The organism is Arthrobacter sp. SX1312, assembly GCF_002929295.1.
GTDB lineage: Bacteria > Actinomycetota > Actinomycetes > Actinomycetales > Micrococcaceae > Arthrobacter_D.
In genome coordinates this window covers 1,519,632-1,546,318 of record NZ_PJIM01000001.1, presented here as the reverse complement: position 1 = coordinate 1,546,318, position 26,687 = coordinate 1,519,632, and the positions used below count along the sequence as shown (strand labels likewise).

Sequence of the window (26,687 nt, the reverse complement as noted above, 5' to 3'; positions counted from 1 at the left end):
GTCGGGGGCAAGCACACGGTCGGCTGGCAGGGTGGTGCCGAGCAGACACACCGAAGGAGGACCGCCATGACCGGGACACGACGCCGCCGCTACCGCGTCCGGCTCCGCCGGGCCGTCGCCGGGTCCTTCCTCGCGGCGGCCTCGGCGGCGTCGCTGGCAGGGTTGACCGCGGCGCCGGCGCTCGCCGTCCCGCCGGCGGTGACCGCCCCCTCGGACAGCACGCGCAGTGATGCATCCGATCTCATTCCCGGGGTGCACCTCGGGGAGGCCGGTGTCGCGTCGTGGGGTGCTGCCGCGGCCGGGGTCACGGTTCCGTCCGCGCAGGAGCGATTGGCAGGAGTGCGGGCGGACCTCGACACCGCCGTCCTGCTGCGCCTGGTCACACCGGAGCAGGCCTCCGGTTTCTACGCGCAGATCGAGCGCCGGGTGGCCGCGGGCCTGTAGCGTCCCGGGCCGATTCGTCTCCGGGGCGGTTTGTGGGTAAAGTTGTCTTGCCCGCGCTTGCTGCGGGCGGTCTTCCTGTGAAGACGTTCGGCAGATTACCCGAGCGGCCAAAGGGGGCTGACTGTAAATCAGCTGGCAACGCCTACGGGGGTTCGAATCCCTCATCTGCCACAGCAAGGAAGGGCCCGCTCCATCGGAGCGGGCCCTTCGCCGTTGACGCTTCAAAACCCGGCGCTGCACACGCTCCCGCGCACCGCCCCAGCACGGATCCGTGTCCGTAGCAATCCCCCCGGGCCGGTTCGACGAACTCCCTGTACGCATGCCTACAGTTGAGGCTCGACGGCGGGGGACCACGATCAGCACCACACAGACTCGGATCGGATGGCTGGACAGCCTCCGCGGCGCCGCCATCCTCCTCGTCGTCCTGCTCCACGCGGGCGAGGCCCTTCGGATGGCGGTGGGTCCGACGCCCGGGCTCGACCAGGTGAACCTCTTCCTCGAGCCCTTCCGCATGCCGGTGCTGATGTTCCTGTCCGGCATCCTGCTGCCGCGGTCGGTGGCCAAGCCGGCTCGCACCTACTTCGCCGGCAAGGTCTCCCTGGTGGCGTGGCCGTACCTGCTGTGGTCGCTGATCATCCTGACCGCGACCGGAGGCCTCGGTGTGGGCGCCCTCGCGCAGATCGCCTATCTCTCGCCGACCTACCTCTGGTACCTGTGGTTCATCCTCGTCTTCTATGCCGCGGCCTACCCGCTGCGCCGCGTCCCCCCGCTGGCGGTCGCCGGTGCAAGCCTCGCCGCGTCGGTCGTGCTGCCCGACGGCGGCCGTCCCGGGACGATGACGTTCCTGGCGGCGTTCTTCTTCTTCGGCGCGTGGTGCGCTCAGCATGCGGGGATGGTGGAGCGGGCCATCGGCAGGCCCTGGGTGCTGGCGCTGGCAGGGGTCTCGGCGGTCACGGTGGGCGTGCTCGCCGCGGCCGGCAGGGATGTGCTCTACCGGGGGGAGTTCGCCTGGGGCGTGGTGGGTGCGCTCGGCGTCGTGTGCTGGCTCTTCCCGCGGCTCGGCACCCATCGCGCGACGGCGGCCCTCGAGTTCGTGGGGCGCTACTCCATCGTCTTCTACGTGGTGCATCTCGGGCCCATCATGGGCGTGCTCGCCCTCGCGGACGCCGTCGGGATTGCCGGGACCTGGCTGCTGCCGGTGCTCCTGGTGGTGGGAGTGGGGATCCCGGCCGGACTCGCCCGGGTGTACTCCCTGCGGGAGCACGCGTCGGTGAACCTGCTGTTCGAGCTGCCCGCGCTCAAGCGCCGTCCGCAGACGGCCGCGCCGGACGGCCCGCGCTCCCGGGACTCCCGGGCGGGCCGGATGCCTGGACCCGGCGCCTGAGCGTGGTGGTCAGCAGGAGGTCCTTCGCCGGTCCGGTCACGTCCCAGGAGTACCTCACCATGTGGTGTGACGGCACCGCGAAGTCCACCCGATAGGTGTCGGGGGAGCAGAGGTGCTCGTCGCGCGCCGTTCCCCGGCTCAGGTCGAGGCGGCACAGCGTGCGTCCGTCGACGAACTGTACGGTCAACGTCGTGCCGTCGGCCACGACCCGGTACGAGCGGGAGGCGGGTCCCTGGAAATGGGGCCAGCTGGCCGTACCCTGCTCGTCCCAGCGCAAGCCGCCGTCATCGGGGGTGAAGGTCGTGGTGCCGGTGAAGATGCCCGTCGCGCCGCCCGCCCGGTCCAGCATGGTGCGCTCCGTCGCCCACGTGCCGGCCAGGAACGGGATCGGATCGTGGACCGGAACCGGTCCGGCGGGCATCGCGGCCATCGGCGCATCCTCCTGCATGGTTCCTCCGTGTCGACCCCACGCTAACGCGGCACCGGCCGGGTCGCACCTTGCCGTGGACCCGGAAGAATGTTAGGCTGCCTAACTATGAGCCCCGACCCTCCGGACCCGCAGCTGCTGGACCTCGCGCAGTCCTTCCGCACCACGCTGCGTCACACCGTCTTCCTGAGCCGCTCCATGGACAGCGACGGGGACATCACCGCCATGCAGATGAGCACCCTCGGCATGGCGGCCGACGCTCCGCTCCGGGTGAGCCGGGTCGCAGCGAATCTCGGTATCAGGGTTCCCTCTGCCACCGAGCAGATCATCAAGCTCGAGCAGGCCGGCCTCGTCAGCCGCCAGCCGGACCCGACCGACTCGCGCGCCGTCCTGGTGAAGCTCACCGCCCAGGGGCGTGCCGCGTGGGAGGAGGCCGGCCGGCGCCGCAACGCGCGCGTGGCAGCCCTGCTCGCACGCCTCGACGACGGGGAACGGGCTACCCTCGCCGCCGCTCTGCCGGTCATCCAGAAGATCAACCACACCCTCGGGTAGGGGGGGCACCACGGCGTCAGCCGGCGAGGATCGAGACGGTCCCCTGGTCCTCCACGCCCCCGTAGTAGCGGTCCAGCACTGCCTGGAACCACGGTTCCTGGGGTGCGGCCCGGTTGAAGAGCGTCATGGAGGACTGCAGCTTGCGGGCGTCGATCCCGCCGAGCACGGCCACGGGATCGCTGCCGTCCAGGGTGAGGAGGGCCTGGGTGCTCTCCATCAGTCGGGGTCCGAGCACCGGGTGCGACAGGTAGGCCTGTGCCTCCTCGAGCGAGGTGACGGCATACCGGACCGCCGTCGGACTGCTCCCGAGCCCCGCGATCTGGGGGAAGACGAACCACATCCAGTGGCTCGTCTTGCGTCCCCGGTGCAGCTCGGCCAGCGCCTGCGCGTAGGTGCCCTGGGCATCCTGCGCCTCGACGAATCGCGCCAGGTCGTAGGGGTCGTCGGTCACTGAGGCCTCCGGGAGGGATGGTGGGGATTCTTCATCGGTAGCGAACACGCCTGACACGGGTGCCGGCGGTCGCTAGCGTTGAAGGATGTCGACAATCAATATCACTGAGGCAAGCTTCCCAGAAACCATCGAGGGCAACGACATCGTGTTCGTCGACTTCTGGGCCGACTGGTGTGGTCCGTGCAAGCAGTTCGCCCCCGTGTACGACGCCGTGTCCCAGCAGCACGAGGACGTCACCTTCGCGAAGGTGGACACCGAGGCCGAGCAGTCGCTCGCTGCGGCCGCGGGCATCACGTCCATCCCCACACTGATGGCGTTCCGCGAGAAGGTGCTCGTCTTCTCGCAGCCGGGCGCCCTGAACGCGACCCAGTTCGGCGAACTCGTCGACGCCGTCAAGGGCCTGGACATGAAGGCCGTGCACGAGCAGATCGCCCAGCAGCAGGCCGAGGGGTCCCCGGCCGCCGACACACAGTAGTCGCTCCGACGAACCGGGAAGCCCCGCACTCCTTCGAGTGCGGGGCTTCTTCCGTCCATCGGAGCTGGTTCTGGTTCTGGTGCGCGCGGGTGCCCGGTCAGGCCTGATCCGAACGCACGACCTCCACGGGCCGGGCCAGCAGGGCGCTCAGGGATTCGCCGAGATCCTGGACGGCGGGACCTCGCAGGTGCTGGTCGAGGAGTTCGGTGGACTCCCACTGCTCGGTGAGGACGATGCGGTCCTCCCGGGCATCCGTGATCTCGTAGCGGATGCAGCCGGGCTCCTCCACCACCTGTTCGATGGCGATGCCTAGGGCGAGCTCCACACGGAAGAACTCGCCGTCGAGCGGGGTGAATACTGCGGTGACGTCTACGGGCTGGCTCATCCTCCAACCCTAGCGGTGGCCCGCCTGTGGGCCGCATCGTTGCGTGCCGGCCTCTTCGGCGCTCCGCACCCGCGTCAGCGCCGGCGGTGGTCCTCGGGCGAGAGCCTCGGCCCGAACGTCGGTTTGCGGAACCCGCTGGCGTAGAGCGAGCGCACCACGCGCTGGCGCTGGCCCTTCCACGGCTTCAGGAGTTCGATCATGCCGGCGTCGTCGGTGCGCCGGCCGGTGAGCGCCGCACCCACGTAGGCGGCGAGGTGGTAGTCGCCCACCGAGATGGAATCGGGGCAGCCGTGCGTCCGCTGCACCACTTCGGCCACCGTCCAGACACCGATTCCCGAGATGGACCGGAGCCCTGTGCGGACGGCGTCGCCTCCCGGCAGGGACGCGAGGCGTTCCAGGCCGGTCGCGACGAGGGCGGCCTTGAGGACGGTGGACGAGCGCTGGGCGTCGACGCCGGCCCGGTGCCAGTCCCAGGAGGGGACCCGGCGCCACTGCTCGGCCGTCGGCGGGAGGCGGAGTGCGGCCGGCGCGACGCCCCCGGCCCCCGGGGCGGCGTCCCCGTAGCGGACGAGCAGGTAGCGCCAGGCGCGCTTGGCCTCGATGCCGGTGACCCTCTGCTCGAGGACGGCCCGCGCGACCGTGTCGAGCATGCGGCCCGACGACGGCAGGCGCAGCCCGGGACTGAGGTACCGGCCCTTGCGGGCGAGGTCGGGCAGCGTGGCGCGGAATTCGGACGCGTCGAACGCGCTCCAGTCGTCGTCGGCGCCGAGCAGGCGGGGGACGGACGCGAGAGCGCGGGCCGCCCCGGGCCCCCACGCGGTCGCCTGGACGCGGCTGTCGTTCAGCGACCCGCGCTGGCGCAGGGCCAGCGTGACCGGTCCGTCGGCGGTCCGGAACGCGAGCCAGTGATCGGTGCCCTGCACGATGAACGACGGGTCGTGCGGCCCGCACTGCAGGGTGCCGATCGTCCTGGCCAGGCTGTACGGGCCGTCGGGCACCCACTCCGTGGCCTCGGCACCCGAGGGCAGCACGACGGGAGCAAGGGTCATGCGTCAATCGTCCCACGGGGCCCGGACGGTCGCACCCGCGCTCAGCCCGCGATGGTGCGCGTGATCGTGTCCCCGAGCGACGCCGTCGTGCCGGTTCCGCCCAGGTCCGGCGTGAGCGTGTCCCCGCCCGCGGCGAGCACCGACTCGATCGCGGAGAGGATGCACGCCGCGGCGTCCGCCTCGCCGAGGTGCTCGAGCATCATCGAGGCGCTCCAGATCTGGCCCACCGGGTTGGCGATACCCCGGCCCGCGATATCGGGGGCCGAGCCGTGCACCGGTTCGAAGAGACTGGGAAACGTGCGGTCCGGGTTGATGTTGCCGCTGGGGGCGACGCCGATCGTCCCGGTGCAGGCCGGCCCGAGGTCGGAGAGGATGTCGCCGAAGAGGTTGCTGGCCACGACGACGTCGAACCAGTCCGGGTGCAGCACGAAGTTCGCACAGAGGATGTCGATGTGGAACTTGTCCACGCGGACGTCCCCGTAGTCCGCCGCCATCGCCTCCACCCGCTCGTCCCAGTAGGGCATGGTGATCGAGATGCCGTTGCTCTTCGTCGCCGACGTCAGGTGCTTCTTCCCGCGCCGCTGCGCGAGCTCGAACGCGTACCGGAGGATCCGGTCCACGCCCGTGCGGGTCATCACGGTGTCCTGGATGACGGTCTCGCGGTCCGTCCCCTCGAACATCCGGCCGCCCACGCTCGAATACTCGCCCTCGGTGTTCTCGCGGACCACGTAGAAATCGACGTCGCCCGGCTTCCGCCCCGCGAGGGGACTGGTGATCCCCGGCAGGAGGCGGACGGGGCGCAGGTTCACGTACTGGTCGAAGTGGCGCCGGAACTGCAGCAGGCTGCCCCACAGGGAGACGTGGTCGGGGACGACGTCGGGCCAGCCGACCGCGCCGAAGAAGATGGCGTCGAAGGTGCGCAGCTCCTCGAACCAGTCGTCGGGGAGCATCTGCCCGTGCGCCACGTAGTACTCGGCGCTGGCGTAGTCGAACTCCACGGCGTCGATGGTGAAGCCGAACCTGTCCGCGGCGGCCCGGAGTGCCCTCAGCCCTTCCGGTACGACCTCCTTGCCGATGCCGTCCCCTGCGATCACCGCGATCCTGTACGTCCTGGTCATCTCCGGGTCTCCTTCGTCGGCGCGATCCTGTCCCTCCCACCCTAGGCTCGGGTGCCGGGCAGCCCCAGTCCGAGGACGGTGGCAGGTGACGCCGGCGCGGCGGCCGGTGACGTCACGACGTCCTGCGGCGTAACAGCGGCGCGAACGTTGGGGGAGCCAGCCGGTAGCGTTGTCGTCATGAAGTACGCCAATTCCATCGTTGACCTGATCGGCAACACCCCGCTGGTCAAGCTCAACTCCGTCACCGACGGCATCAAAGCAACCGTCCTCGCGAAGGTCGAATACCTCAACCCCGGCGGGTCGGTGAAGGACCGCATCGCGGCGAAGATCATCGACGCCGCGGAGGCCGAGGGCAGGATCAAGCCCGGCGGCACCATCGTCGAACCGACCTCCGGCAACACCGGCGTCGGTCTCGCCCTCGTCGCCCAGCAGCGAGGCTACAAGTGCGTGTTCGTGGTCCCCGACAAGGTGGGCGAGGACAAGCGCAACGTCCTGAAGGCGTACGGCGCGGAGGTCGTCGTCACGCCCACCGCCGTGGCCCCCGACAGCCCGCAGTCCTACTACGGCGTCTCCGACCGCCTGGTCCGCGAGATCCCCGGCGCGTACAAGCCGGACCAGTTCTCCAACCCCAACGGTCCGCTCAGCCACTACGAGACCACCGGGCCCGAGATCTGGAACGACACCGACGGCACCGTGACGCACTTCGTCACCGGCGTCGGCACCGGCGGGACCATCACCGGCACGGGCCGGTACCTCAAGGAGGTCTCCGCCGACCGCGAGGGCGGACCCGTCCGCATCATCGGCGCGGACCCGGACGGCTCCATCTACTCCGGCGGAACCGGCCGGCCCTACTTCGTCGAGGGCGTCGGCGAGGACATGTGGCCGGACTCCTACGACCCTGCCGTGCCGGACGAGATCCACGGCGTCACCGACGCCGAGAGCTTCGAGATGACCCGGCGCCTCGCCCGCGAGGAGGGCCTGCTGGTCGGCGGGTCCTGCGGCATGGCCGTGGTCGCGGCGCTGCGCGTCGCGAAGGACCTGACGGAGGACGACGTCGTCGTGGTCCTCCTGCCCGACGGCGGCCGCGGCTACCTCGGCAAGATCTTCAACGACGACTGGATGAGGTCCTACGGCTTCATGGACAGCGGCGAGGACACGAGCGTGGGCGAGGTGCTGCGCGCGAAGAGCGGCGCCCTGCCGGACCTCGTGCACACGCACCCCACCGAGACGGTCCGCGATGTCATATCGATCATGGGCGAGTACGGCGTGTCCAGCATCCCCGTGCTGTCGCAGGAGCCGCCGGTCAAGATGGGCGAGGTCGTGGGATCGATCGACGAGCGGTCCCTGACGGCGAAGATCTTCCACGGCGAGGCGAAGCTGACGGACGAGGTCTCCCAGCACATGGACGCGAAGCTGCCCCTCATCGGGTCCCTCGAATCCGTGGAGGCGGCCCGCGAGAGGCTCCAGGACAGCGACACGCTCATGGTGACCTTCATCGGCTCGCCGGTGGGAATTCTTACGCGCCACGACTTGCTGACATACATGAGCAAGTGACCCCCTCCCCGAACTCCAGGAGCATCGTGACGCACTCTGACGCCCAGGGCTTCAACACCCGGGCCATCCACGCAGGCCAGACCCCCGATCCGACCACCGGAGCGGTGATCCCGCCCCTGTACCAGACCACCACGTTCGCGCAGGACGGCATCGGCCAGCTGCGCAACGGCTACGAGTACGGCCGCGGCACCAACCCCACCCGGGACGCGCTGCAGGTCCAGATCGCGGCGCTGGAAGGGGGAAGGCACGCCTTCAGCTTCTCCTCGGGCCTCGCCGCCGAGGACGCCCTGATCCGTGCCGCGCTGCGTCCCGGTGACCACATCGTGCTCGGCAACGACGCCTACGGCGGCACCTACCGCCTGATCGACCGCGTCCTGTCCGAGTGGGGCATCACGAACACGGCCGTGGACATGGCGGACGGCGCTGCCGTCCAGGCGGCCATCACCGCGAACAACACGAAGATGGTCTGGGCCGAGACGCCGTCCAACCCGATGATGAAGATCACCGACATCGCCGCCACGGCCCAGCTCGCGCACGAGGCCGGCGCCCTGCTCGTCGTCGACAACACGTTCGCCTCTCCGTACCTGCAGCAGCCGCTCGCGTTCGGGGCCGACGTCGTCGTGCACTCGACCACCAAGTACATCGGCGGGCACTCCGATGCCAGTGGCGGGGCGGTCGTCGTGAACGACGACGCGCTCGCCGAGAAGGTCGGGTTCGTGCAGTTCGCGGTCGGTGCCGTGTCCGCGCCGATGGAGGCCTGGCTGACCACGCGCGGCCTCAAGACCCTCGGCGTCCGGATGGACCGCCACTCCTCGAACGCGACGGCGATCGCCCGCTGGCTGCAGCAGCAGGACGAGGTGGAACGCGTGTTCTACCCCGGTCTGCCCGAGCACCCCGGCCACGACCTCGCCGCGGCCCAGATGAAGGACTTCGGCGGCATGATCTCCGTGACGTTCAAGGGCGGGGCGGAGGCCGCGAAGAAGGTGGCCGAGTCGACGCACGTGTTCATCCTCGCGGAGTCCCTCGGCGGCATCGAGTCACTCATGAACTACCCGAGCGACATGACGCATGCCTCCGTGAAGGGCACCGAGCTGGCCGTGCCCGAGAACCTCATCCGGCTGTCGGTCGGCATCGAGGACCTCGAGGACCTGATCGGCGACCTCGAGCAGGCCATCGCGGCCCTCCGGTAGCCCCTCGGTCGAAAGGGCCCCTTCTGCGGAAGGGGCCCTTTCGTCCGTCCGGGGAGCGGCCCTGCGCGCTCGTCGGGTGCTGCCGCTGCTGTCGGGTCCGGTGGGTCCGGCGACGTCACCGGGGCGACGGAGCGGCCGCCCAGGCGTCCGCGTAGAAGTCCGCGGAGCGCGAGTCCAGCAGATCCGCATAGCGCCCCGGCTCCATGGCCTGCGCCGACCCGTCCGGGACCGCCGGGGCGAAGGCGGACACCCCGAGCCCCGCCTGCCGGTCCTTCAGGGTCAGGCCGGCTGCTTCCAGAAGGGTCGGGTACATGTTCAGCTGGTCCACGCCGGGGCGGAGCGCAGCGTCCTTCGTTGCGCCCGGGATCCAGATCCGGTTGAAGATGGTGCGGTCGGGATGGTCGTCCAGCTGCTCGTGGAAGGCGTCTCCGGCGTTCATGTGCTTGAGGTGGTCACCCATGATCACCACGGCGGTGTCCTCGAGGTAGCCCTTCTCCTCCAGGTAGTCCACGAAGCCGGCCACCTCGGTCATGGAGCAGGCGAACACGGACGTCACCTCGTTCTGCGTGTCCACGGGACAGTAGTCGTAGACGTGCACCGGCTCGTGGGTGTCCAGGGTCAGGATGGAGAGGTTGAACGGCTGACGCGTCTTCTTCGCCTCGGCGTGGAGCGCGTCGACCTCCTCCCTGGCACGGGCCAGGAGGCGCTGATCGTTCAGGCCCCAGTCGCTGCGGAAGCTCGTCGCCGGTTCGCCGGCTGCGCGCCAGTCGGTGAGATCCTTCACCTCGGAGTAGCCATGGCTGGCGAGGAACGTGTCCTTCGCCGCGAAGGAGGCATTGGCGCCGCCCATGAACACGCTCGTGTAGCCGTGATCGTCCAGGACATCGCCCAGGCAGGTCGTCCCGCCCAGGTAGGTGTCGACGTCGTTGCCGAGCTCGTTGGTGGTACCGCTGCTCGCCGCGGGGCCGCCGCCCTTCAGGGGGATGCCGCACTGGGTCGAGGCGAGGCCCGCCATGGTCCAGCCTCCACCCCTGTACTGCTGGAGGCCGTCGATGCTCTGCCAGCCGTCCGTGTCCCTGGTGGCGTCCTTCAGGGGAGCGAACGCATCCTTCTCGAAGAGCCGGTCGTCAGCAAGGGTGGCTTCGCCCGATTCCAGGTAGATCAGCACCAGGTTGCGCTTCCGCTCATCGCTGGTGACGATCGGCTCCACGTGGTACTCGCCGAGGTCGTACTCGGACTTCCCCGCCTCGATGTAGTCGCCCATCCCGACGGCGCTCCCGAAGGCGGTGGTGCCGCCGACCATCACCGCAGCCACCAGGACCGTGGAGACGGTTCGCCCGATCCACGGTGAACGCCGAGGGCGGGCGTCGTCGTCATCGCGGAGGCGCCTACGGCGGGAGCGCTGCCACAGCGCGATGCCGACGGTGATGACGAGGGGCAGGACACCGACGCCCAGGAGGCCCATCCAGACGATGGGTCCGCCCCCACCGTCGGTCTCCACGGAGACGAGGTTGAGGAGCATCTGGTTGACGGAGATGTGACCCCAGAGGAAGCGGATGCCGGCGGCGGCGATGAGCAGCGCGATCCCCGCCCAGAGCATGGAGTAGAGCAGCACACGCCCCACGGCGGCGCCGACCCGTCGGGTCACGTGGAGATTCGGGTCAGACATGCGCCACCTCGCGTTTCAGATGCCCGCGTGTTCGCCGTACACCCTTGACATTGCACCCGTTCTCGGGTTCAGAAGATCCTAGTATCGCCACGCTACCTGTTCAACAGCGGTTCACCCGGTGGTGGTGCACCGTTCACATGGTTTTGCCAGCTTCGACGACCCGGCGCGGCGGCCGGGCAGGGTGTGGCTACCAGAACGCCGTGGCGACCGGGCTGTGGTCAGCGGGAACCCGGCAGCCGGAGGCGTTTCTTCGCCTTCGGCTGCGTGAGCTGGAAGTAGTCACTGCTCTGCGGCAGCCACATGAGCAGCACGGCGACGAGCATCGCCCCCGCGATCAGCGACAGTCCGGGTGTCCCGCGGACCACGATCGGCACGCCCGCGATGATGCCGATGGTGCTCAGCAGCTCGCGGGCGCTCCTCCTGCCCCGGCGCAGCGGGAGCAGGAGGAGCAACTGCAGCACGGCGAGTGCCCCGAACAGTGCGCCGAGGCCGATGAACCCGGCGCGGTCGCCGTCCTGCACAGCGGACGACGCGAGAAAGGTACCGGCAGCGATGAGCAGCAGGACCGCGATCACGAGCCACAGCAGGACGGCGGCACGCAGGGTGAACGGCCGGGGTGGCAGGGGTGTCGCCACGGGTGGTCCTCAGCCCCGCGGCGCGACGGTGCCGGTATGTGTCCCGGTGTCGTAGGAGTAGACCTCCGTGCCACCGATCCAGACCTGCAGGGCGCGCTGCATGACATCGAGCGGATCCCCGCTCCACAGCACGAGGTCCGCGTCCTTGCCGACGGCGAGCGAGCCGAGACGGTCGGCCAGCCCGAGGACCTTCGCCGGATTGATCGTGATGGAGCGCAGGGCCGTCTCGCGGTCGAGGCCCTCCTTGATGGCCAGCGTCGCCTGGTGCACGAGGAAGTTGATCGGGATGACCGGGTGGTCGGTGATGATCGAGATCTCGACGCCGGCCTTCGCCAGCTTGCCCGGATTGGCGATCGAACGGCCGCGCAGTTCCACCTTGGACTTCGTGGTGAACAGGGGGCCGATCAGCACGGGGGTCCCGCGCTCCGCCAGGATGTCGCCGAGCAGGTGCGCCTCGGTGCCGTGGTCCAGCACGAGGTCGTACCCGAACTCGTCGGCGATGCGGAGCGCCGTGGCGATGTCGTCGGCCCGGTGGGCGTGCTGGCGCCACGGGATCTCGCGCCGCAGCACCATGGCGAGCGCCTCGAGGTGCGGGTCGCGTGCGTTCTCGTCGGCCTTGCCCATGTAGTTCTGGGCCTTCATGAACGCTTCGCGGATGACGAGCGCGGTGCCGAGGCGCGTCGACGGCGTCTTGTCCTTGCCGCCGTACACGCGCTTGGGGTTCTCGCCCAGCGCCGACTTCAGGCCGCTGGGCGAGCGCAGCACCATCTCCTCGAGGTACCGGCCGTGCGTGTGGAGGGCGACGGCGAGCCCTCCGATCGGGTTGCCGGACCCCGGGTTCACGTTCACGGTGGTCACGCCGCCCGCAAGGGCGTCGTCGAATCCCGGGTCGAAGGGGTTGATGGCATCGATCGCGCGGACGCCGGCGGTGTTCGGGTTGGTCATCTCGTTGGTGTCGTCGCCCGCGGAACCCTCACCCTCCTCGTGCGTCCCGAGGTGCACGTGGGCGTCGACGAAGCCGGGCAGCAGCCACTTGCCGGCCGCGTCGACGACGGCCGCGCCGTCGGGTACGGCGACGGACGCGCCGAGGGCCGTGATGCGGCCGTCCTCGACGACGACGGTGCCGTCGAAGGGCTCGCCGTCGATCGGGACGACGTGGGCGTTCGTGATGGCGGTGACGGGGGCGGTGTTCCCGCTGGAGTGCGACATCGGCGTGAGACCTTTCACAGGGGGTCGGGTGATTTCCACCCTATCGGCAGGCGGGCGGCCCCCCGGAGCGTGCCTACACTGGATGAGCCGTTCGTCGGGCTTCCCGGACCGGTCCCAGCACCCGATCCTTCGGAAGGACAGCATGAGCCAGCGCAGTGCCCCAGTGGCGGCGAGAACCCGGGCGCTGGGCCTGGTGGCCGCAGTGGTGGTGGCCGCGGCCCTGGCGGCCTGGGCGTTCGCCTGGGCGGACTTCATCGGCCTCGACTTCAGGGTGTACCGCATGGGCGGTCAGTCCGTGGTCGACGCCGACGGGTCGCTGTACTCGCGTTCCTTCGGCGAGGGCGAGGGCTCCCTGCTCTTCACGTATCCGCCGTTCGCCGCGCTCGTCTTCACCGCGCTGACGCTGGTGAGCGCGGAGACGGGGGCTGCGCTCTTCGTCGCGCTGTCCGTCCTCATCGCGGCCGCGACGTCGCTGCTCATCACCCGGTACCTCGGCGGCTTCCGCGCCGTCCGCGACGTGCTCCGCCATGCGACCGCCCTGCCGCTGGCGATCGCCGGGACCGGCCTCGTGTGCCTGCTCGGGCCCTGGCGGGAGACCATGGCGTTCTCGCAGGTCAACATCGTGCTCTTCGCCATGATCGCCGCCGACCTCCTCTCCGGGCCGCACCGCCGCATGCCGACCGGCCTGCTCACCGGCATCGCGGCCGGCATCAAGCTGACGCCGCTGGTCTTCGGCCTGTACTTCCTGGTCCGCGGCGAGTGGAAGCAGCTGTTCACCATGGCGGGCGGCTTCTTCGGGACCATCGCCGTCGGATTCCTCCTCCTGCCGGGCGAATCCTCGACGTACTGGCTGCAGATGCTGCGGGACACCGGGCGCATCGGCGGCGAGGGGTATGTGGACAACCTCTCGGTCCGCGGCGCCATCCTCCACTTCCTGGGCCCCGGATTCCCCTCCACCGTCCCGTGGCTGGTCGTCTCCCTCCTGCTCGTCGCCGCGACCGCGTACGTCATCCGCTCCTCGAAGCGCCACGGCGACCGTTTCCTGCCGATCGCGATGACCTCGCTGCTCATGCTCCTCATCTCGCCGATCTCGTGGTCCCACCACTGGGTCTGGATCGTCGTGGTCCTCGCGGTCCTTGCCGGGCAGGCGGCCGGGCTTCCCCCGGCCCTGTCGGCCCACCGGACGACGGCGGCGGTCCTCTTCGTCGCGACCCTCCCGGTCTTCATCTACTCACCGAAGACGATCGGCCTGCTGTTCGGGGCCGACGACCTCGACTCGCAGCAGACCACGGGCTGGCTCATGGCCTCCAGTGCCGGCGTCTTCTGCGCGCTCGCGATCACCGTCTTCTGGGTCCTCCTGTGCCGTGCCCGGCGGTCGCTGCCGGGGCCCGCCCCGGGCTGCGGGCAGGTCGCTGTCGGAGCCGGGACGGACCACCCCGCCACGCCCGACGCCGCCCTCCCCGGCACCCCGCGCCACTGATGGCGCCGGCGGCGCGGCGTACCCTCGCGGCTCCCGTCGGGCGCCTGCGGGTCGGCGTCGCGTGCGCCGTCGCGCTGGTCCTGCCCCCGCTGCTCGAGGCAGCCGTGTTCCAGGCGGGCGGCTCCCTGCTCGCGGTCGACGTCCTCTTCCAGCTTGCCGGCGTCATCGCCGTCGCCCTGATCGGGGGCCTCTGGCCGGCCCTCCTCGGCGCGCTGTGGAGCAGCATCATCCTGAACTACACGTCCACCGAACCCTTCGGGTCCCTCGAGATCTCGGACGCCGACAACGTCGCCACGGTCCTGATCTTCATCGCCGTCGCGGTGACCGTGTCCCTCGTGGTCGGACTGTCCGCGCAGCGATCCCGCGATGCGGCGCTGGCCCAGCAGGAAGCGGCACTGCTCGGAGCGCTGGCCCGCGGCGCGCTCGCCGAGGAGGACACGCTGCAGGGTTTCCTGCGGCACGTCCAGACCCACTTCGACGTCGACGCCGTCGCCCTGTTCGGCCGCACCACGGCCACGGCTGACGCTCCGGGGGACGGGACCACGACGGACACCGGCGTGCAACGGACCGCACTGGCGGTGCGCGACACCCCCGATCGGGGACCCGAGCAGCGCGGCGCGGCGCGGGGAGGCCGCGTCGGCGGCGCGGACGCCTGGATGCCGGAGACGGCGACCACCCTCGAGCCGGTGGACGGCGACGTCACCCTGGCCCTCTACGGCCACCCGCTGTCGGCGCGGGAACGCGGCCTCCTGACAGCGTTCGCCGGGCAGCTGCGGTCCATGCTCCAGCGGCAGGAACTGATCAGGAGCACGCGCACCAACCAGCGGCTGGTGGAAGGCAACGTCATGCGCACGGCGATCCTGCGCTCGGTCTCCCACGACCTGCGCACGCCCCTGACCGGCATCAAACTGGCGGTCAGCAGCCTCCGGCATTCGGAGATGAGGTTCTCCCGGGAGGAGCAGGACGAGCTCCTCGAGACGATCGAGGACTCCTCCGACCGGCTGGACGCACTCGTGAACAACCTCCTCGACATGTCGCGCATCACCGGCGACGCCGTGAATGCCCTGCTGCGCCCCCTCCGGTGGATCGACGTCGTCGGCCCCGCCCTCGCCGGCGTCCCCGCCGACCGCGTGCACGTCGCCATCCCGCCGAACCTCCCCGCGATCGAGGCGGATCCGGGGCTGCTGGAGCGCGTGCTCGCGAACATCGTGGAGAACGCGGTGAAGTACGCCCCCGGATCACCCATCGAGGTGACGGCGTCGGTCGGCGGGACCGGCAGGGCGCTCATCAACGGCTTCCCCGCCAGCGAACTGCGGGTGATCGACCACGGGCGCGGTGTGTCGCGGGACGACGTCGCCGCCATGTTCCGCCCGTTCCAGCGCCTCGACGACGCGCCGTCGGGTGCCGGCGTCGGGCTCGGGCTGGCGGTCGCGAAGGGCTTCACCGAGGTGATGGGCGGCGTGCTCGACGCCGAGCAGACGCCGGGCGGCGGCCTGACGCTCGTGATCCGCCTGCCCATCTCGACGGGAGCGGCGGAGCTGTGACGCGCGTGCTGGTGGTCGACGACGAACCGCAGCTCCTCCGGGCCCTCGAGATCAACCTGCGCGCCTGCGGCTACCAGTGCGTGACGGCCGTCGACGGCGAGACCGCGCTCGCCGCCGCCGCCGAGCACCACCCGGACATCATCGTGCTGGACCTGGGCCTGCCGGACCTCGACGGCGTCGACGTCATCCGGCGGATCCGCGGGTGGTCCCAGGTCCACATCATCGTGCTCTCGGCGCGGCACGGGTCGCAGGACAAGGTGGACGCGCTCGACGCCGGTGCCGACGACTACGTGACGAAGCCCTTCGGCCTCGACGAACTGCTGGCCCGCCTCCGCGTGGCGGCCCGGCGGACGGCGATCGCGGCCGAGGCACCGGTCATCGAGACCCCTGACTTCACCCTCGACGCCGGTGCGCGCCGCGCGGTCAGGGACGGCAGGGACGTCCGGCTGACGCCCACCGAGTGGAAGATCATCGACCGGCTGATCGGTCATCCCGGCCGGCTCGTGTCGCAGCAGCAACTGCTCCTGGACGTCTGGGGTCCGGCGTACGCGAAGGACGTGCAGTACCTCCGCGTGTACATGGCGCAGCTGCGCAAGAAGCTCGAGCCGGACCCGGGTGCGCCGCGCTACTTCGTCACGGAGAGCGGCATGGGGTACCGGTTCGAGCCGTGAGCGCCGAGATCCCCGGCGGCGGCCGGACGCGACCTAGGATGGTGGCCATGACCTCCGGCACCCTCCTCGCGGTATGCCGCGTCCACGACCTGCTGCCCACGAGGGACTCCACGGGCGTCACCGCGATCGACAAGCGGGCCGTCGTCGGGCCCGTGAACGTCCACCCGCTGGGACTCACAGGGGACATCCAGGCCAGTCGGAAGCACCACGGCGGGCCCACGAAGGCCGTCTACGCCTACTCGCAGGAGGACGCCGACTTCTGGGCCGCCCAGCTGGGGCGGGACGTGACACCGGGTCTCTTCGGGGAGAATCTCCGCGTCGCCGGGATCGACGCGTCCAATGCGGTCATCGGCGAACGCTGGAGCGTGGGGGAGCAGGTGGTCCTCGAGGCCACCATGCCCCGGACACCGTGCGTGAACTTCGCGCGGTACCTGGGGGAGAAGTCCTGGGTGAAGCGCTTCAGCGAGGCCAACCGCGTGGGGACCTACCTGCGCGTGGTGGTGAAGGGCAGCATCGAGGCCGGGGACGCGATCCGGATCAGCAGCGTCCCGGAGCACGGCGTCACAGCAGCCCAGGTCTACGCCGGCCTCGACGGGACCCGCGCCCTGGCGCTCCTCGATGCCGCAGCAGGGGGGTCGCTGGCGCTCACCCCGCAGGTGCGGAAGGCAGCCCTCCAGGCCCTGAGGGTCGCGGCGCCAGCCTGACGTGCCGAACGTCACCCGGCCGCCGTCGCCCTTCTGGCTCGGGGCGACGCCGGCGTGCCGTAGACTGGGAACATCCCCCACACCGGTATTCCCTTTATGTCCGCCCTCTCGGGCCGGATTGGTTGTGTTGGGGCTCGGAGCACAGACTCGCGAGCAGATTCATCAGGGAGCGCCGGCTAGAAGAAACGTCACACGTCACTGCTGAGAGAGCAGAGAGAACCGTGTGGCCCGGAGTTCGGCGCCGGGATTGAAACAGTGCCGGATTCCTACGTTCATTCGGCACTGCGGGCTCCATCCTGCCAGGGCCGTCCGGCACCTACCTGGAGGATTATTTCCCGTGCCTGAAAACCTGTCCGAACAGATCACCGACTCCACGCCCGTCACCGACGAGGCCGTCACGGCCCCGGCAGCACCGGCCGAGGACGACGCCGCGGAGATCCGCTTCACCGACCTGAATCTGGACCGCCGCGTCCTCGCCGCCCTCACCGACGTCGGCTACGAGAAGCCCTCGCCCATCCAGGCGGCGACCATCCCCGCGCTGCTCGAGGGCCGCGACGTCGTCGGCCTCGCCCAGACCGGCACCGGCAAGACCGCCGCGTTCGCCATCCCCGCGCTGTCGAAGATGGCCGAGCTCGCCGACGTCAACGGCGGCCCGAGCAAGAACACGCAGGTCCTGGTCCTCGCACCGACCCGCGAACTCGCGCTCCAGGTCGCGGAGGCCTTCGCCTCCTACGCCAAGCACATGGAGGGCTTCACCGTCCTCCCCGTCTACGGTGGATCGCCCTACGGCCCCCAGCTGGCCGGGCTCCGCCGCGGCGCGCAGGTCGTGGTCGGCACGCCCGGTCGCGTCATCGACCACATCTCCAAGGGCTCGCTCGATCTGTCCAACCTCGAGTACGTGGTGCTCGACGAGGCCGACGAGATGCTGCGCATGGGCTTCGCCGAGGACGTGGAGCAGATCCTCTCCTCCACCCCGGCCGAGAAGCAGGTTGCCCTGTTCTCCGCGACGATGCCCCCGGCCATCCGCCGCATCGCCAAGAAGTACCTGAACGACCCCGCCGAGATCTCGGTCAAGGGCAAGACGACGACGGGCACCAACACACGTCAGCGCTTCCTGCAGGTCATGGGCCCGCACAAGCTCGACGCGATGACCCGCATCCTCGAGGTGGAGGACTACGACGGCATCATCGCCTTCGTCCGCACCAAGATGGCGACCGAAGACCTGGCGGACAAGTTGCGTTCACGGGGCTTCTCGGCAGCAGCCATCAACGGAGACATCCCCCAGCAGCAGCGCGAGCGCACCGTCGAGGCGCTGCGCGACGGCAAGATCGACATCCTCGTCGCCACGGACGTCGCCGCCCGTGGGCTCGACGTGGAGCGCATCTCGCTCGTCGTGAACTACGACATCCCGCACGACACCGAGTCCTACGTGCACCGCATCGGCCGTACCGGCCGCGCGGGGCGTTCGGGTGACGCGATCCTCTTCATCACCCCCCGCGAGAAGTACCTGCTCCGTTCGATCGAGAAGGCCACGCGCCAGCCGGTCGAGCAGATGCAGCTGCCCTCCACGGAGAAGATCAACGAGCTGCGCCTGAACAAGTTCGCGGAGAAGATCACCACCACGCTGGCGACCGAGGACGTCTCGCTGTTCCGCGACCTGATCGCGAACTACGAGGTCGAGCACGATGTGCCGGCCGCCGAGATCGCAGCGGCCCTCGCCATCATGGCGCAGGGCGGCCAGCCCGTCCTGGTCCAGGACATCCCGGTGGCTCCCGCCGGCCAGCGCGAGCGCGCCGACGGACGCAAGGACGCCTTCGGGTCCCGCGGCCCGACCCGCACCCTCACCGAGGGCAACGCCACCTACCGCATCGCGGTGGGCCGTCGCCAGCGCGTGATGCCGGGCTCGATCGTCGGGGCCATCGCGAACGAGGGCGGCCTGTCCTCCTCGCAGATCGGTGGCATCGACATCCGTGCGGACCACAGCCTCGTGGAGCTGCCGGCCGATCTTTCCAAGGACCAGCTGCGGGCGCTCTCCAAGACGCGCATCGGCGGCGAGCTGATCCACCTGGAGCTCGACAAGGGCCGCAAGCCCGCAGGCAACCGTGGTGCGGGCGAGTTCAAGAAGCCCTTCAAGAAGGACTACCCCAAGCGCGACGGCGACACCCGCTTCTCGGGCGACGCCACCCGCAAGCCACGCCAGGCCAAGGGCGCCGGCGCCGGGGCAGGACGCCCCAGCGCGCAGTCCGAGCAGTGGTAGGACCCAGCTGACAGACCCCCGTCGGACCCGTGCCTGCACGGGTCCGACGCGGAATGCGGGGTCCGCCGATCAGGCGGCTGCCGATTTCGCACCAGCGGCCGGGAACTGGTAAAGTTTCTTGCTGTTGCCCCCCTAGCTCAGTGGTAGAGCGCGTTCTTGGTAAGAACGAGGTCACCGGATCGATTCCGGTGGGGGGCTCGCAAATGAGGGGGCCCGTGACGATCGTCCGATCGGTGCGGGCAGACTCATTTGGGGCGGTGTAGCTCAGCTGGTTAGAGCGCACGACTCATAATCGTGAGGTCGTGGGATCGAGTCCCACCACCGCTACAGACAGAACCCCGCAAGGCCCCGGAGCTTCGGCTCCGGGGCCTTCCGTGTATCCAAGGCGCCGCGTCAGTCGCCTTTCACGTTGATGATCTGCCGGAGCGTGTGGCGGACGTCCACGAGCTCCCGGGCATCCTGCATGACGACGTCGATGTCCTTGTAGGCGGCCGGGATCTCGTCGAGGAACGCCGGCGTGTCCCGGTACTCGATGCCGCGCATCGCTGCCCGGAGCTGGTCCTGCGTGAACGTCTTCCGGGCCCTGGTGCGGGAGTACTCGCGTCCGGCGCCGTGGGGCGCCGAGTCCATGGACTCCCTGCTGCCCCTGCCCGTCACCACGTAGGAGCGCGTGCCCATCGAGCCGGGGATCAGGCCGGGCCGGCCGGGGTCCGCGGCGATGGCGCCCTTGCGGGAGAGCCAGACGTCCCTGCCGTAGTGCGTCTCCCGCTGCGTGTAGTTGTGGTGGCAGTTGATGCGCTCGCGCTCCTGTACCGGACCGCCCACCCAGTCGGCGAACTGCCGGACCACGCGGTCCATCATCTCCTCGCGGTTGAGCAGGGCGAACTTCTGGGCCCACAGCAGTTCGCTGATGTAGCGGTCGAACTCGGGCGTCGCCTCCTCCAGGTACGCGAGGTCCTGGTGGGGGAGGCCGAGGGACCGTCGCGCACAGTAGTCCTGTGCCGCACGGATGTGGCGCTGCGCGATCCGGTTGCCGATACCCCGGGACCCGGAGTGCAGGAAGAGCCAGACGTCGTCCTGCTCGTCGAGGGACACCTCGATGAAGTGGTTGCCCGATCCGAGGGTGCCGAGCTGCAGCCGCCACTGCTTCACGTAGCTCGACGGGTCGAATCCCGCGGTACGGGCGTCCTGCTCGAGGGTGTCGACGCGGGGCTGGGCGGAGGCGCTGACGCGCTTGTTGTTGTTGCCGGCCGAGAGCGGCACGGCCCGCTCGATCGCCTGGCGCAGGCGACGACGGTCCAGGTGGGCGATGTCCGTGGCCCTGAAGTCGGTCCGCACCGCGACCATCCCGCAGCCGATGTCCACCCCGACGGCCGCCGGGATGATCGCCCCGAGGGTCGGAAGAACCGAGCCGACGGCGCAGCCCTTCCCCAGATGGGCATCGGGCATGGAGGCGAAGTGCGGGTACACGAACGGCATGGAACTGGTCATCAGGTTCTGTGCGAGCGTCACCTCGTCGACCACGCTGGCGAAATTGACGTACTTCTCCGTGATCCACTGCATCCGTCGAGGCTATCGAGGGACCGGTGGGAGCGCACGCGGTACGGGCTGCTACCCGGCCCTTGCGGGCCTCAGCGGAGCCGTACTGCCTGCAGGACGGCGTCCCTGATGGTCACGTCGCGGCCGTCCGCGGTGCGCTGGGTCCTCGGCCGGGCTTCGCAGGCCCGGATGTCCCAGGAGTCGTCGAGCAGGGCGGCGATCTGCTGCGGGGTGTAGAACAGCTCGGCGTGCGGCGGCCGCCCCACTCCGGCGTGCCGGTCCGAGGGGTCGTGGGCGACGATGAGGAGGGTTCCGCCGACGCCGACGAGCGCCGCCAACCGCCGGAAGATCCGCGACCGGTCCGGATCGGGCAGGTGCATGAACTGGATGGAGACGAGGTCCTGTCCGTCCGGGAGTTCCGGCGAGGCCAGCAGGTCCGCGTGCCGCCACTCGAGGCGGTCCGTGACCGGCTCCTCGAACGCCTCGGCGTGGGTCCGGGCACGGGAGAGGGCCACCTCCGAGACGTCGATCCCGAGGACGGTCCAGCCCCGGGAGGCGAGCCAGACGGCGTCGGCTCCCTCCCCGCAGCCGACGTCCAGTGCCCGGCCCGGCGGCAGTTCCTGCGCCGCAGCGACGAGCTGCCGGTTCGGGGTGCCGCTCCAGATCCTCGACGCGTGCTGCCGGTAGCGGTCGTCCCAGAACTCCTGCGTGTACTCAACCGACACTGCGTACCTCTTCCCGACGCGTCGAATCGGAGGGCGCGGAGGCGCCCGTGACCTGCCCATCATCCAGCCCGTGGCGGCGGACACCAAGCACGCGCTCCGAGACGCCGGACTCCGACGACGCCGAGAAGGGACCGCGGTATCCGTCGAGGGCCCAGGCGGTCTCCTCCGCGACCAGGTCCGCGTTGATCGCCGCACCCGCCATGGTGCCCTCGGCCGCTGCGACGACGACCTGCGCGGAGAGATTCGAGACGTTGCCCGCGACGTACACCCCGGGCACCGCGGTGGAGCCCATGGGGCCGGGGACGATCGAGTGGCCCATGCCGGAGGGATGATCCTGCGGCGCGAGGCCCAGCGGCGCCAGCAGGTCCCCGCGGGCCTCCATCCGCGTCCCGACGGCGAGGGCGTCCAGGCCGAAGGTCGTACCGTCCCGTACCGTCACCCCGGTCAGGACGCCGTCCGCCTGGTCGACGGAGGCGACGGCGCCGTCCACCACGCGGATCGACCGGGCGGCCAGCGTGTCCCACTCCTCGTCCGTCGGAGCCACCGTGTCGTTGAGGAACAGCGTGACGTGCTCCGACCACTGCCGGAACAGGAGCGTCTGGTGGATGGACATCGGGCCCGTCCCGAGGACGCCGATGTGCTGCCCGCGGATCTCGTACCCGTGGCAGTACGGGCAGTGCACGACGCCCACACCCCACTGCTCACGCAGACCGGGAATCGCCGGCAACCCGTCCGCCAGGCCCGTGGCGAGGAGCAGGCGCCGCCCGACGACGCCGCGCCCGTCCGCCAGCACCACGGCGAATCCCTCGGCGACGCGCTGGACGCGCACGGCCTCCGCGCGGACGAACTCCGCGCCGTAGCTCTCGGCGTCGGCGCGCCCGGCGTCGAGCAGCGCAGCCGGGCTGATGCCCTCGCAGGCCAGGAAGCCGTGGACGCCCTGGGCGGGGGCGTTGCGCGGCTGCCCGGCGTCGAGGACGACGACGGAGCGGAGGGCACGGCCGAGCGTGACGGCCGCGCTCAGGCCCGCGGGTCCGCCGCCGATGACGACGACATCGTGCCGCTCCTGCAGGGTGCGATCGGTGGGTGACATGGTGGTTCTCCTTCGAGTGTGCCGATACATCCAGCATCGGGCGACTCCCGCAGGGAGTGCAAACTTCTTTGCCGGTATGGCAAAATAGGGTCATGACTGCAGACCTCGAGGCGGTACTCGACGCCGTCGGACCCCGTCTCCGCGCCCTGAGGGCACAGCGCAACCTCACGCTCGGCGACGTGTCCGCGGCGTCCGGTATCTCCGTGAGCACGCTGTCGCGGCTGGAATCCGGTGGGCGCCGCCCCAACCTCGAGATCCTGCTGCCCATCGCCCGGGTGTACGGGGTGCCGCTCGACGATCTCGTCGGAGCGCCGCCGACCGGCGACCCCCGCATCCACCTCCGTCCCATCGAGTACCACGGGACCACCGCGATCCCCCTCACGCGCCGCCCGGGCGGCATGCAGGCGTTCAAGATGGTGCTCGACGGCGCTGCGCGCGGCACCGAACCGGATCCGCAGGTCCACGAGGGCTACGAGTGGCTGTACATCCTCAGCGGCTCCCTCCGCCTCGTCCTCGGTGACAACGACTTCGTGCTCGGACCGGGCGAGGCCGCCGAATTCGACACCCGCACCCCCCACTGGTTCGCCAGCGCCGACGGGAAGCCCGTGGAACTCATCAGCCTCTTCGGTCAGCAGGGCGAGCGGATGCACGTCCGGGCGCGGCCGAAGCGCCCCTAGTCCGCCCCGGTGTCGTGCAGGCGGTCATTACTCAGCTTGCTTATGATCTGGTGCGTTCCTAGGCTGGACACGGTACGACAGCCACGCTCTACGCAAGGGAGAACAGCATGTCCGAGCACGACATTTCCGGCAAGAAGGTCGCATTCCTGCTGACGGACGGGGTGGAGCAGATCGAGCTCACGAGCCCCTGGAACGCCGTCAAGGAGGCGGGCGGAGTCCCCACCCTGATCTCGCCGAAAGCCGGGACCCTCCAGGGCTTCGACGGCATGGACAAGGGCGACACCTTCGAGGTGGACCTCGCCGTCGCCGACGCGAAGGCCGACGACTACGACGCGCTCGTCCTGCCCGGCGGCGTCGTGAACGCGGACTTCCTGCGCGTCGACACGGATGCCCAGGCGTTCGCCCGCGCGTTCTTCGAGCAGCACAAGCCCGTCGCGTCCATCTGCCACGGACCCTGGCTGCTGATCGAGGCCGGGGTGGTGAGCGGCCGGGACATGACGTCCTACCACACGCTCGCGACCGACCTGAAGAACGCGGGCGCCAACTGGAGCGACGAGGAGGTCGTGGTGGATCAGGGCCTGGTCACCAGCCGCACCCCGGACGACCTCGAGGCGTTCAACGACAAGCTCCTCGAGGAGATCGAGGAAGGCCCACACGAGGGCCAGACCCCGTAACCAGGGCTCTCACCCGACCACCCACTGCAGGGCCCGCCGAATGGCGGGCCCTGCAGTGTCCTCGGGGGAGGCCGCGAGGCCCGGGCGGTGATGGCGCAGCTCGCGCCCATAGGACAGGATCGGAGCATGACCGACCTTCCCTTCCCTGTCCGGCCCATGCTCGCCAAGGCCGTCGCTGCCGTCCCCGAGCCCGACAGCGTGCCCGGCGGCCTCGTGTACGAGCCCAAGTGGGACGGCTTCCGGGCGATCGTGAGGATCGCGGACGGCACCTGCGAGATCGGCAGCCGGGGCTCGAAGATGCTCACCCGGTACTTCCCGGAACTCGTCGACGCACTGCTCGAGAACCTCCCCGACCGCTGCGTGGTGGACGGGGAGATCGTGGTGCGGAAGGGGGAGCCGGGGGCGGAGCGGCTCGACTGGGACGCGCTGTCGCAGCGGATCCACCCGGCGGAGAGCCGGGTGAAGCTCCTGGCCGGGCAGACGCCGTCGTCGTTCATCGCCTTCGATCTCCTCGCGCTGGACGGCGCCGACCTGACGGGTGTGCCCTTCGACGAGCGCCGGAAAGCCCTGGAGCGTGTGGGGGAGTCCTTCGCGCAGCCGGTCCATCTCTCGCAGGTCACGCGCGACGTCGGGCTCGCGCGCCGTTGGCTGGTGGAGTTCGAGGGCGCGGGCCTCGACGGCGTCGTCGCGAAGCCGCTGGCCGCCGCCTACGAACCGAACAAGCGGCGCATGCTCAAGGTGAAGCACCACCGCAGCGCCGACACCGTGGTGCTGGGCTACCGGATCCACACGTCGGGGCAGGGTGTGGGGTCGCTGCTGCTCGGTCTCTACGACGAGGACGGCGCGCTGCGGAACGTCGGCGGCATCTCCGCGTTCTCGGACACGCGTCGGCTGGAGCTGGTCGACGAACTGGAGCAGGACGTGATGCGCGACGACGACGGCACCGCGGAACTAGGCGCCACCGAGCGGAGCCGGTTCGCGTCCGCGAAGGACGTCTCCTACATCCGGCTCCATCCGCGGCGCGTGGTCGAGGTGCGGTACGACCAGATGGAGGGTGACCGCTTCCGCCACACGGTCCAGTTCGAACGGTGGCGGCCGGACCGGGAAGCCCGCTCGTGCACGTTCGACCAGCTCGACCTCCCCGCGGCCTACGATCTCAGCCGTGTACTCACGGGTGGCGTCACGTCCCCGGAGTGACGCCCGGCGGGTCAGTACCGCTCCGGTTCCTCGCCGAGCTCGAAGTGGCGTCCATGGATGTAGGTGGGGGTGATCTCCACATAGGTGTACTTCCGCGTCGGGATCCAGGGCCTGAGCGGCAGCGTGTCCGCCTCGTCCACCTCGGACTGCGAGACGATCACCCGGGCCGTGCCCTTGAGCACCACGCTCCAGGCCTCGTCGCCGGTGACCTCGTCCACCTCGAAGGCGACGCGCTCGTTCACCGTGAGTTCGGCCAGCTTCGTCCCCGGATTCGTCCGCATGAACAGTGCCCCGTTGTGCGCGACGAAGTTGAGCGGATAGATGTCCGGTTCGCCCAGCACGCTCACGGCCAGCCGACCGTACTCGGAGCGTTTCAGCATGTCCCATGCTTCGGCTTCGGACAGGACCGTTCCGGGTCGTTCGTCACTTTCCATGGCGTGATCCTCCTGGACGTCGGGGTGTCCGCCGTGGCGGATGCGGGGGTGATGCGGCATCAGTGTCCCCGACGTCCGCTGCGGGCACCAGAGTCGGGCGGCCCCGATGTCCGAGGAGCCCGGCCGGTCGGTCGGCGCTGGGCCTGCGCGGTACGCCGTCGTTGTCGGTACCAGCCCCTACGCTGGAGCCGTGGAACCGACCTATCTCTGCAGCGGCGTGACCTGGGACGAGGCAGGGCCGTCCCTGTCGATGCATGAGGTGTCCGCGCTGCGCGCCGACTCCGGTGGGGAGGACGAGGGGCGGTGCGAGCTGCCGCTCAGCCCGGGCACGAGACTCGCCTTCGAGGTCACCGCCGAGGGGAAGTACTGCCTCGGCTTCCACCGGGTCCACGGACGGGAGGACCGCACCTGGGTGCCGTGTGCCGATGAGGCGCCTGCCGAGCGCGGCTCCCAGTGCGGGCGCTGCTTCGCACAGGACGACCTCCGTTACATGCACGACATCCACCGCTCCGGGATCGCCCCCGCCGGGCTGAAGCGCTACCTCGACCAGCCGCACTGGCTCTACGTGGCGACCTTCGCGGACGGCTCGACGAAGGTCGGGACGGCGTCGCACCTGCGGAAGCGGGCGCGCCTCGTGGAGCAGGGCGCCGTCGTGGCGCAGTTCGTCGCGTACGCCCGGGACGGGCGGATCGTGCGGATCCTCGAGGACGAGGTCACGCGCACGGTCGGCCTGCAGCAGGCCGTACGGTCCGCGACCAAGGCCGCGTCCCTGTGCGCGCCGCTGCCCGCGGTGCAGCTGGAGCACGTCAACGACGGCTTCGCCCTGGCGGCCCGGGGGCTGCTGGGTGGCGGCCTGGGGATCGAGGGTTTCGAGGTGGTCCATGAGGAGTTCGACCCGCCGCCGTCGTGGTCCGCCGTCCTCGGCCGACGGGGGCTGCAGCCGTATCCGTTGCCGCTCGGTCAGGGCAGGCACGGCGTCACCGTCCGCGAGGTACTCGGCCCGTCGGCGCTGGTCTCGATCGACGGCGCGGACCTCGTGTTCGTCGCGGACCTGGCCCAGCTCAAGGGCCGGCGGCTCCGGGCCGGGGACTTCAGCACGCCGGTGCCGGCTGTCCAGGAAGCGCTCTTCTGATGTCCGAGGGGCGGGCGGCAG

General features: G+C 70.2%; 27 protein-coding genes and 3 tRNA genes. 18 read left to right on the top strand and 12 right to left on the bottom strand.

What is annotated here, in order from left to right; all coding sequences use genetic code 11:
- Positions 1-66: 66 nt before the first annotated feature.
- The 3 genes from CXQ92_RS07330 (at position 67) to CXQ92_RS07320 (ending at position 1,828) form a co-directional block, all read left to right on the top strand.
- Positions 67-444: a hypothetical protein gene (locus tag CXQ92_RS07330; protein ID WP_104166507.1), complete on the top strand. Its 378-nt coding sequence runs from the start codon at positions 67-69 to the stop codon at positions 442-444.
- 89 nt (positions 445-533) lie between these two features.
- Positions 534-615: transfer RNA gene (locus CXQ92_RS07325), tRNA-Tyr, on the top strand.
- Between the two features lie 148 nt (positions 616-763).
- Positions 764-1,828: an acyltransferase gene (locus CXQ92_RS07320; protein WP_104166505.1), complete on the top strand. Its 1,065-nt coding sequence runs from the start codon at positions 764-766 to the stop codon at positions 1,826-1,828.
- Here the strand turns inward: CXQ92_RS07320 and CXQ92_RS07315 are convergent.
- On the bottom strand, positions 1,743-2,276 hold the full coding sequence (locus tag CXQ92_RS07315; protein WP_104166503.1) for a DUF6314 family protein: 534 nt from the start codon (positions 2,274-2,276) through the stop codon (positions 1,743-1,745). The genes CXQ92_RS07320 and CXQ92_RS07315 overlap by 86 nt on opposite strands.
- A gap of 87 nt (positions 2,277-2,363) precedes the next feature.
- Here CXQ92_RS07315 and CXQ92_RS07310 point away from each other — a divergent pair, with 87 nt between their 5' ends.
- Complete coding sequence (locus CXQ92_RS07310; RefSeq protein ID WP_258069778.1) at positions 2,364-2,807, top strand: MarR family winged helix-turn-helix transcriptional regulator; 444 nt, start codon at positions 2,364-2,366, stop codon at positions 2,805-2,807.
- Between the two features lie 16 nt (positions 2,808-2,823).
- Here CXQ92_RS07310 and CXQ92_RS07305 read toward each other — a convergent pair whose 3' ends face one another.
- On the bottom strand, positions 2,824-3,258 hold the full coding sequence (locus tag CXQ92_RS07305; protein WP_104166499.1) for a DUF1810 domain-containing protein: 435 nt from the start codon (positions 3,256-3,258) through the stop codon (positions 2,824-2,826).
- 85 nt (positions 3,259-3,343) lie between these two features.
- Here CXQ92_RS07305 and trxA point away from each other — a divergent pair, with 85 nt between their 5' ends.
- Positions 3,344-3,733 carry a thioredoxin gene (gene trxA, locus CXQ92_RS07300; protein WP_104166497.1) on the top strand — a complete coding sequence of 130 codons (390 nt, stop codon included), beginning with the start codon at positions 3,344-3,346 and terminating at the stop codon, positions 3,731-3,733.
- 97 nt (positions 3,734-3,830) lie between these two features.
- Here trxA and CXQ92_RS07295 read toward each other — a convergent pair whose 3' ends face one another.
- The 3 genes from CXQ92_RS07295 to CXQ92_RS07285 form a co-directional block, all read right to left on the bottom strand.
- The gene (locus tag CXQ92_RS07295) at positions 3,831-4,118 is read right to left on the bottom strand and encodes a putative quinol monooxygenase (RefSeq protein WP_104166495.1); all 288 of its coding nucleotides are present in this window, start codon (positions 4,116-4,118) and stop codon (positions 3,831-3,833) included.
- A 74-nt stretch (positions 4,119-4,192) separates the two neighbouring features.
- Positions 4,193-5,167 carry a DNA-3-methyladenine glycosylase gene (locus tag CXQ92_RS07290; RefSeq protein WP_104166493.1) on the bottom strand — a complete coding sequence of 325 codons (975 nt, stop codon included), beginning with the start codon at positions 5,165-5,167 and terminating at the stop codon, positions 4,193-4,195.
- A 41-nt stretch (positions 5,168-5,208) separates the two neighbouring features.
- The gene (locus CXQ92_RS07285; protein ID WP_104166491.1) at positions 5,209-6,285 is read right to left on the bottom strand and encodes a tartrate dehydrogenase; all 1,077 of its coding nucleotides are present in this window, start codon (positions 6,283-6,285) and stop codon (positions 5,209-5,211) included.
- Between the two features lie 177 nt (positions 6,286-6,462).
- On the opposite strand from CXQ92_RS07285, the gene CXQ92_RS07280 reads away from it, so the two are divergent.
- Positions 6,463-7,839 (top strand): cystathionine beta-synthase, encoded by a 1,377-nt coding sequence (locus CXQ92_RS07280; protein ID WP_104166489.1) that lies wholly within the window; start codon positions 6,463-6,465, stop codon positions 7,837-7,839.
- A 26-nt stretch (positions 7,840-7,865) separates the two neighbouring features.
- Positions 7,866-9,029 (top strand): cystathionine gamma-synthase, encoded by a 1,164-nt coding sequence (locus CXQ92_RS07275; RefSeq protein ID WP_104166832.1) that lies wholly within the window; start codon positions 7,866-7,868, stop codon positions 9,027-9,029.
- Between the two features lie 115 nt (positions 9,030-9,144).
- On the opposite strand, the gene CXQ92_RS07270 is transcribed toward CXQ92_RS07275, so the two are convergent.
- The 3 genes from CXQ92_RS07270 to CXQ92_RS07260 all read right to left on the bottom strand — a co-directional run bounded on the left by CXQ92_RS07270 (position 9,145) and on the right by CXQ92_RS07260 (position 12,542).
- The gene (locus CXQ92_RS07270) at positions 9,145-10,698 is read right to left on the bottom strand and encodes an LTA synthase family protein (RefSeq protein WP_104166487.1); all 1,554 of its coding nucleotides are present in this window, start codon (positions 10,696-10,698) and stop codon (positions 9,145-9,147) included.
- A 218-nt stretch (positions 10,699-10,916) separates the two neighbouring features.
- Positions 10,917-11,333 carry a hypothetical protein gene (locus tag CXQ92_RS07265; protein ID WP_104166485.1) on the bottom strand — a complete coding sequence of 139 codons (417 nt, stop codon included), beginning with the start codon at positions 11,331-11,333 and terminating at the stop codon, positions 10,917-10,919.
- A 9-nt stretch (positions 11,334-11,342) separates the two neighbouring features.
- Positions 11,343-12,542 carry an amidohydrolase gene (locus tag CXQ92_RS07260; protein ID WP_104166483.1) on the bottom strand — a complete coding sequence of 400 codons (1,200 nt, stop codon included), beginning with the start codon at positions 12,540-12,542 and terminating at the stop codon, positions 11,343-11,345.
- Positions 12,543-12,684: 142 nt separating this feature from the next.
- Between CXQ92_RS07260 and CXQ92_RS07255 the strand changes: the two genes are divergently transcribed.
- The 7 genes from CXQ92_RS07255 (at position 12,685) to CXQ92_RS07225 (ending at position 19,525) form a co-directional block, all read left to right on the top strand.
- On the top strand, positions 12,685-14,022 hold the full coding sequence (locus CXQ92_RS07255) for a glycosyltransferase 87 family protein (RefSeq protein ID WP_181033568.1): 1,338 nt from the start codon (positions 12,685-12,687) through the stop codon (positions 14,020-14,022).
- The gene (locus CXQ92_RS07250) at positions 14,022-15,566 is read left to right on the top strand and encodes an ATP-binding protein (protein ID WP_104166481.1); all 1,545 of its coding nucleotides are present in this window, start codon (positions 14,022-14,024) and stop codon (positions 15,564-15,566) included. Before CXQ92_RS07255 ends, CXQ92_RS07250 begins: the two co-directional genes overlap by 1 nt.
- The gene (locus tag CXQ92_RS07245; protein ID WP_104166479.1) at positions 15,563-16,237 is read left to right on the top strand and encodes a response regulator; all 675 of its coding nucleotides are present in this window, start codon (positions 15,563-15,565) and stop codon (positions 16,235-16,237) included. Before CXQ92_RS07250 ends, CXQ92_RS07245 begins: the two co-directional genes overlap by 4 nt.
- A gap of 47 nt (positions 16,238-16,284) precedes the next feature.
- Positions 16,285-16,941, top strand: coding sequence for an MOSC domain-containing protein (locus CXQ92_RS07240; RefSeq protein WP_104166477.1), 657 nt, complete (start codon positions 16,285-16,287; stop codon positions 16,939-16,941).
- A 337-nt stretch (positions 16,942-17,278) separates the two neighbouring features.
- Positions 17,279-19,198, top strand: coding sequence for a DEAD/DEAH box helicase (locus CXQ92_RS07235; RefSeq protein WP_104166475.1), 1,920 nt, complete (start codon positions 17,279-17,281; stop codon positions 19,196-19,198).
- 126 nt (positions 19,199-19,324) lie between these two features.
- Positions 19,325-19,396: transfer RNA gene (locus CXQ92_RS07230), tRNA-Thr, on the top strand.
- Positions 19,397-19,451: 55 nt separating this feature from the next.
- Positions 19,452-19,525: transfer RNA gene (locus CXQ92_RS07225), tRNA-Met, on the top strand.
- Between the two features lie 66 nt (positions 19,526-19,591).
- Here CXQ92_RS07225 and CXQ92_RS07220 read toward each other — a convergent pair.
- From CXQ92_RS07220 to CXQ92_RS07210, 3 genes are all read right to left on the bottom strand, one after another.
- Positions 19,592-20,761 (bottom strand): RtcB family protein, encoded by a 1,170-nt coding sequence (locus tag CXQ92_RS07220; RefSeq protein ID WP_104166473.1) that lies wholly within the window; start codon positions 20,759-20,761, stop codon positions 19,592-19,594.
- 68 nt (positions 20,762-20,829) lie between these two features.
- On the bottom strand, positions 20,830-21,462 hold the full coding sequence (locus CXQ92_RS07215) for a bifunctional 2-polyprenyl-6-hydroxyphenol methylase/3-demethylubiquinol 3-O-methyltransferase UbiG (protein ID WP_258069777.1): 633 nt from the start codon (positions 21,460-21,462) through the stop codon (positions 20,830-20,832).
- A complete protein-coding gene (locus CXQ92_RS07210; protein ID WP_104166469.1) occupies positions 21,452-22,552 on the bottom strand; it encodes an NAD(P)/FAD-dependent oxidoreductase in 1,101 nt (366 codons plus the stop codon). Before CXQ92_RS07210 ends, CXQ92_RS07215 begins: the two co-directional genes overlap by 11 nt.
- A 92-nt stretch (positions 22,553-22,644) precedes the next feature.
- Between CXQ92_RS07210 and CXQ92_RS07205 the strand changes: the two genes are divergently transcribed.
- The 3 genes from CXQ92_RS07205 to CXQ92_RS07195 all read left to right on the top strand — a co-directional run bounded on the left by CXQ92_RS07205 (position 22,645) and on the right by CXQ92_RS07195 (position 25,100).
- The gene (locus CXQ92_RS07205) at positions 22,645-23,229 is read left to right on the top strand and encodes a helix-turn-helix domain-containing protein (RefSeq protein WP_104166467.1); all 585 of its coding nucleotides are present in this window, start codon (positions 22,645-22,647) and stop codon (positions 23,227-23,229) included.
- A 107-nt stretch (positions 23,230-23,336) separates the two neighbouring features.
- Entirely contained in the window at positions 23,337-23,903 is a 567-nt protein-coding gene (locus CXQ92_RS07200; protein WP_104166465.1) for a type 1 glutamine amidotransferase domain-containing protein, read from the top strand.
- Between the two features lie 126 nt (positions 23,904-24,029).
- Positions 24,030-25,100: an ATP-dependent DNA ligase gene (locus tag CXQ92_RS07195; RefSeq protein ID WP_104166463.1), complete on the top strand. Its 1,071-nt coding sequence runs from the start codon at positions 24,030-24,032 to the stop codon at positions 25,098-25,100.
- 11 nt (positions 25,101-25,111) lie between these two features.
- On the opposite strand, the gene CXQ92_RS07190 is transcribed toward CXQ92_RS07195, so the two are convergent.
- Entirely contained in the window at positions 25,112-25,534 is a 423-nt protein-coding gene (locus CXQ92_RS07190) for a pyridoxamine 5'-phosphate oxidase family protein (RefSeq protein ID WP_104166461.1), read from the bottom strand.
- Positions 25,535-25,724: 190 nt separating this feature from the next.
- On the opposite strand from CXQ92_RS07190, the gene CXQ92_RS07185 reads away from it, so the two are divergent.
- Complete coding sequence (locus CXQ92_RS07185; RefSeq protein ID WP_258069776.1) at positions 25,725-26,666, top strand: DUF2797 domain-containing protein; 942 nt, start codon at positions 25,725-25,727, stop codon at positions 26,664-26,666.
- Positions 26,667-26,687: the final 21 nt, after the last annotated feature.

Excerpts from the sequence above, each read along its gene's own strand:
- CXQ92_RS07270 (WP_104166487.1), bottom strand. The coding sequence starts at position 10,698 with ATGTCTGACCCGAATCTCCACGTGACCCGACGGGTCGGCGCCGCCGTG.
- CXQ92_RS07250 (WP_104166481.1), top strand. The coding sequence starts at position 14,022 with ATGGCGCCGGCGGCGCGGCGTACCCTCGCGGCTCCCGTCGGGCGCCTG.
- CXQ92_RS07190 (WP_104166461.1), bottom strand. The coding sequence starts at position 25,534 with ATGGAAAGTGACGAACGACCCGGAACGGTCCTGTCCGAAGCCGAAGCA.
- CXQ92_RS07210 (WP_104166469.1), bottom strand. The coding sequence starts at position 22,552 with ATGTCACCCACCGATCGCACCCTGCAGGAGCGGCACGATGTCGTCGTC.
- CXQ92_RS07205 (WP_104166467.1), top strand. The coding sequence starts at position 22,645 with ATGACTGCAGACCTCGAGGCGGTACTCGACGCCGTCGGACCCCGTCTC.
- CXQ92_RS07280 (WP_104166489.1), top strand. The coding sequence starts at position 6,463 with ATGAAGTACGCCAATTCCATCGTTGACCTGATCGGCAACACCCCGCTG.
- CXQ92_RS07295 (WP_104166495.1), bottom strand. The coding sequence starts at position 4,118 with ATGAGCCAGCCCGTAGACGTCACCGCAGTATTCACCCCGCTCGACGGC.
- CXQ92_RS07290 (WP_104166493.1), bottom strand. The coding sequence starts at position 5,167 with ATGACCCTTGCTCCCGTCGTGCTGCCCTCGGGTGCCGAGGCCACGGAG.
- trxA (WP_104166497.1), top strand. The coding sequence starts at position 3,344 with ATGTCGACAATCAATATCACTGAGGCAAGCTTCCCAGAAACCATCGAG.
- CXQ92_RS07240 (WP_104166477.1), top strand. The coding sequence starts at position 16,285 with ATGACCTCCGGCACCCTCCTCGCGGTATGCCGCGTCCACGACCTGCTG.
- CXQ92_RS07220 (WP_104166473.1), bottom strand. The coding sequence starts at position 20,761 with ATGCAGTGGATCACGGAGAAGTACGTCAATTTCGCCAGCGTGGTCGAC.
- CXQ92_RS07200 (WP_104166465.1), top strand. The coding sequence starts at position 23,337 with ATGTCCGAGCACGACATTTCCGGCAAGAAGGTCGCATTCCTGCTGACG.
- CXQ92_RS07260 (WP_104166483.1), bottom strand. The coding sequence starts at position 12,542 with ATGTCGCACTCCAGCGGGAACACCGCCCCCGTCACCGCCATCACGAAC.
- CXQ92_RS07310 (WP_258069778.1), top strand. The coding sequence starts at position 2,364 with ATGAGCCCCGACCCTCCGGACCCGCAGCTGCTGGACCTCGCGCAGTCC.
- CXQ92_RS07315 (WP_104166503.1), bottom strand. The coding sequence starts at position 2,276 with ATGCAGGAGGATGCGCCGATGGCCGCGATGCCCGCCGGACCGGTTCCG.
- CXQ92_RS07195 (WP_104166463.1), top strand. The coding sequence starts at position 24,030 with ATGACCGACCTTCCCTTCCCTGTCCGGCCCATGCTCGCCAAGGCCGTC.
- CXQ92_RS07330 (WP_104166507.1), top strand. The coding sequence starts at position 67 with ATGACCGGGACACGACGCCGCCGCTACCGCGTCCGGCTCCGCCGGGCC.
- CXQ92_RS07285 (WP_104166491.1), bottom strand. The coding sequence starts at position 6,285 with ATGACCAGGACGTACAGGATCGCGGTGATCGCAGGGGACGGCATCGGC.
- CXQ92_RS07320 (WP_104166505.1), top strand. The coding sequence starts at position 764 with ATGCCTACAGTTGAGGCTCGACGGCGGGGGACCACGATCAGCACCACA.
- CXQ92_RS07255 (WP_181033568.1), top strand. The coding sequence starts at position 12,685 with ATGAGCCAGCGCAGTGCCCCAGTGGCGGCGAGAACCCGGGCGCTGGGC.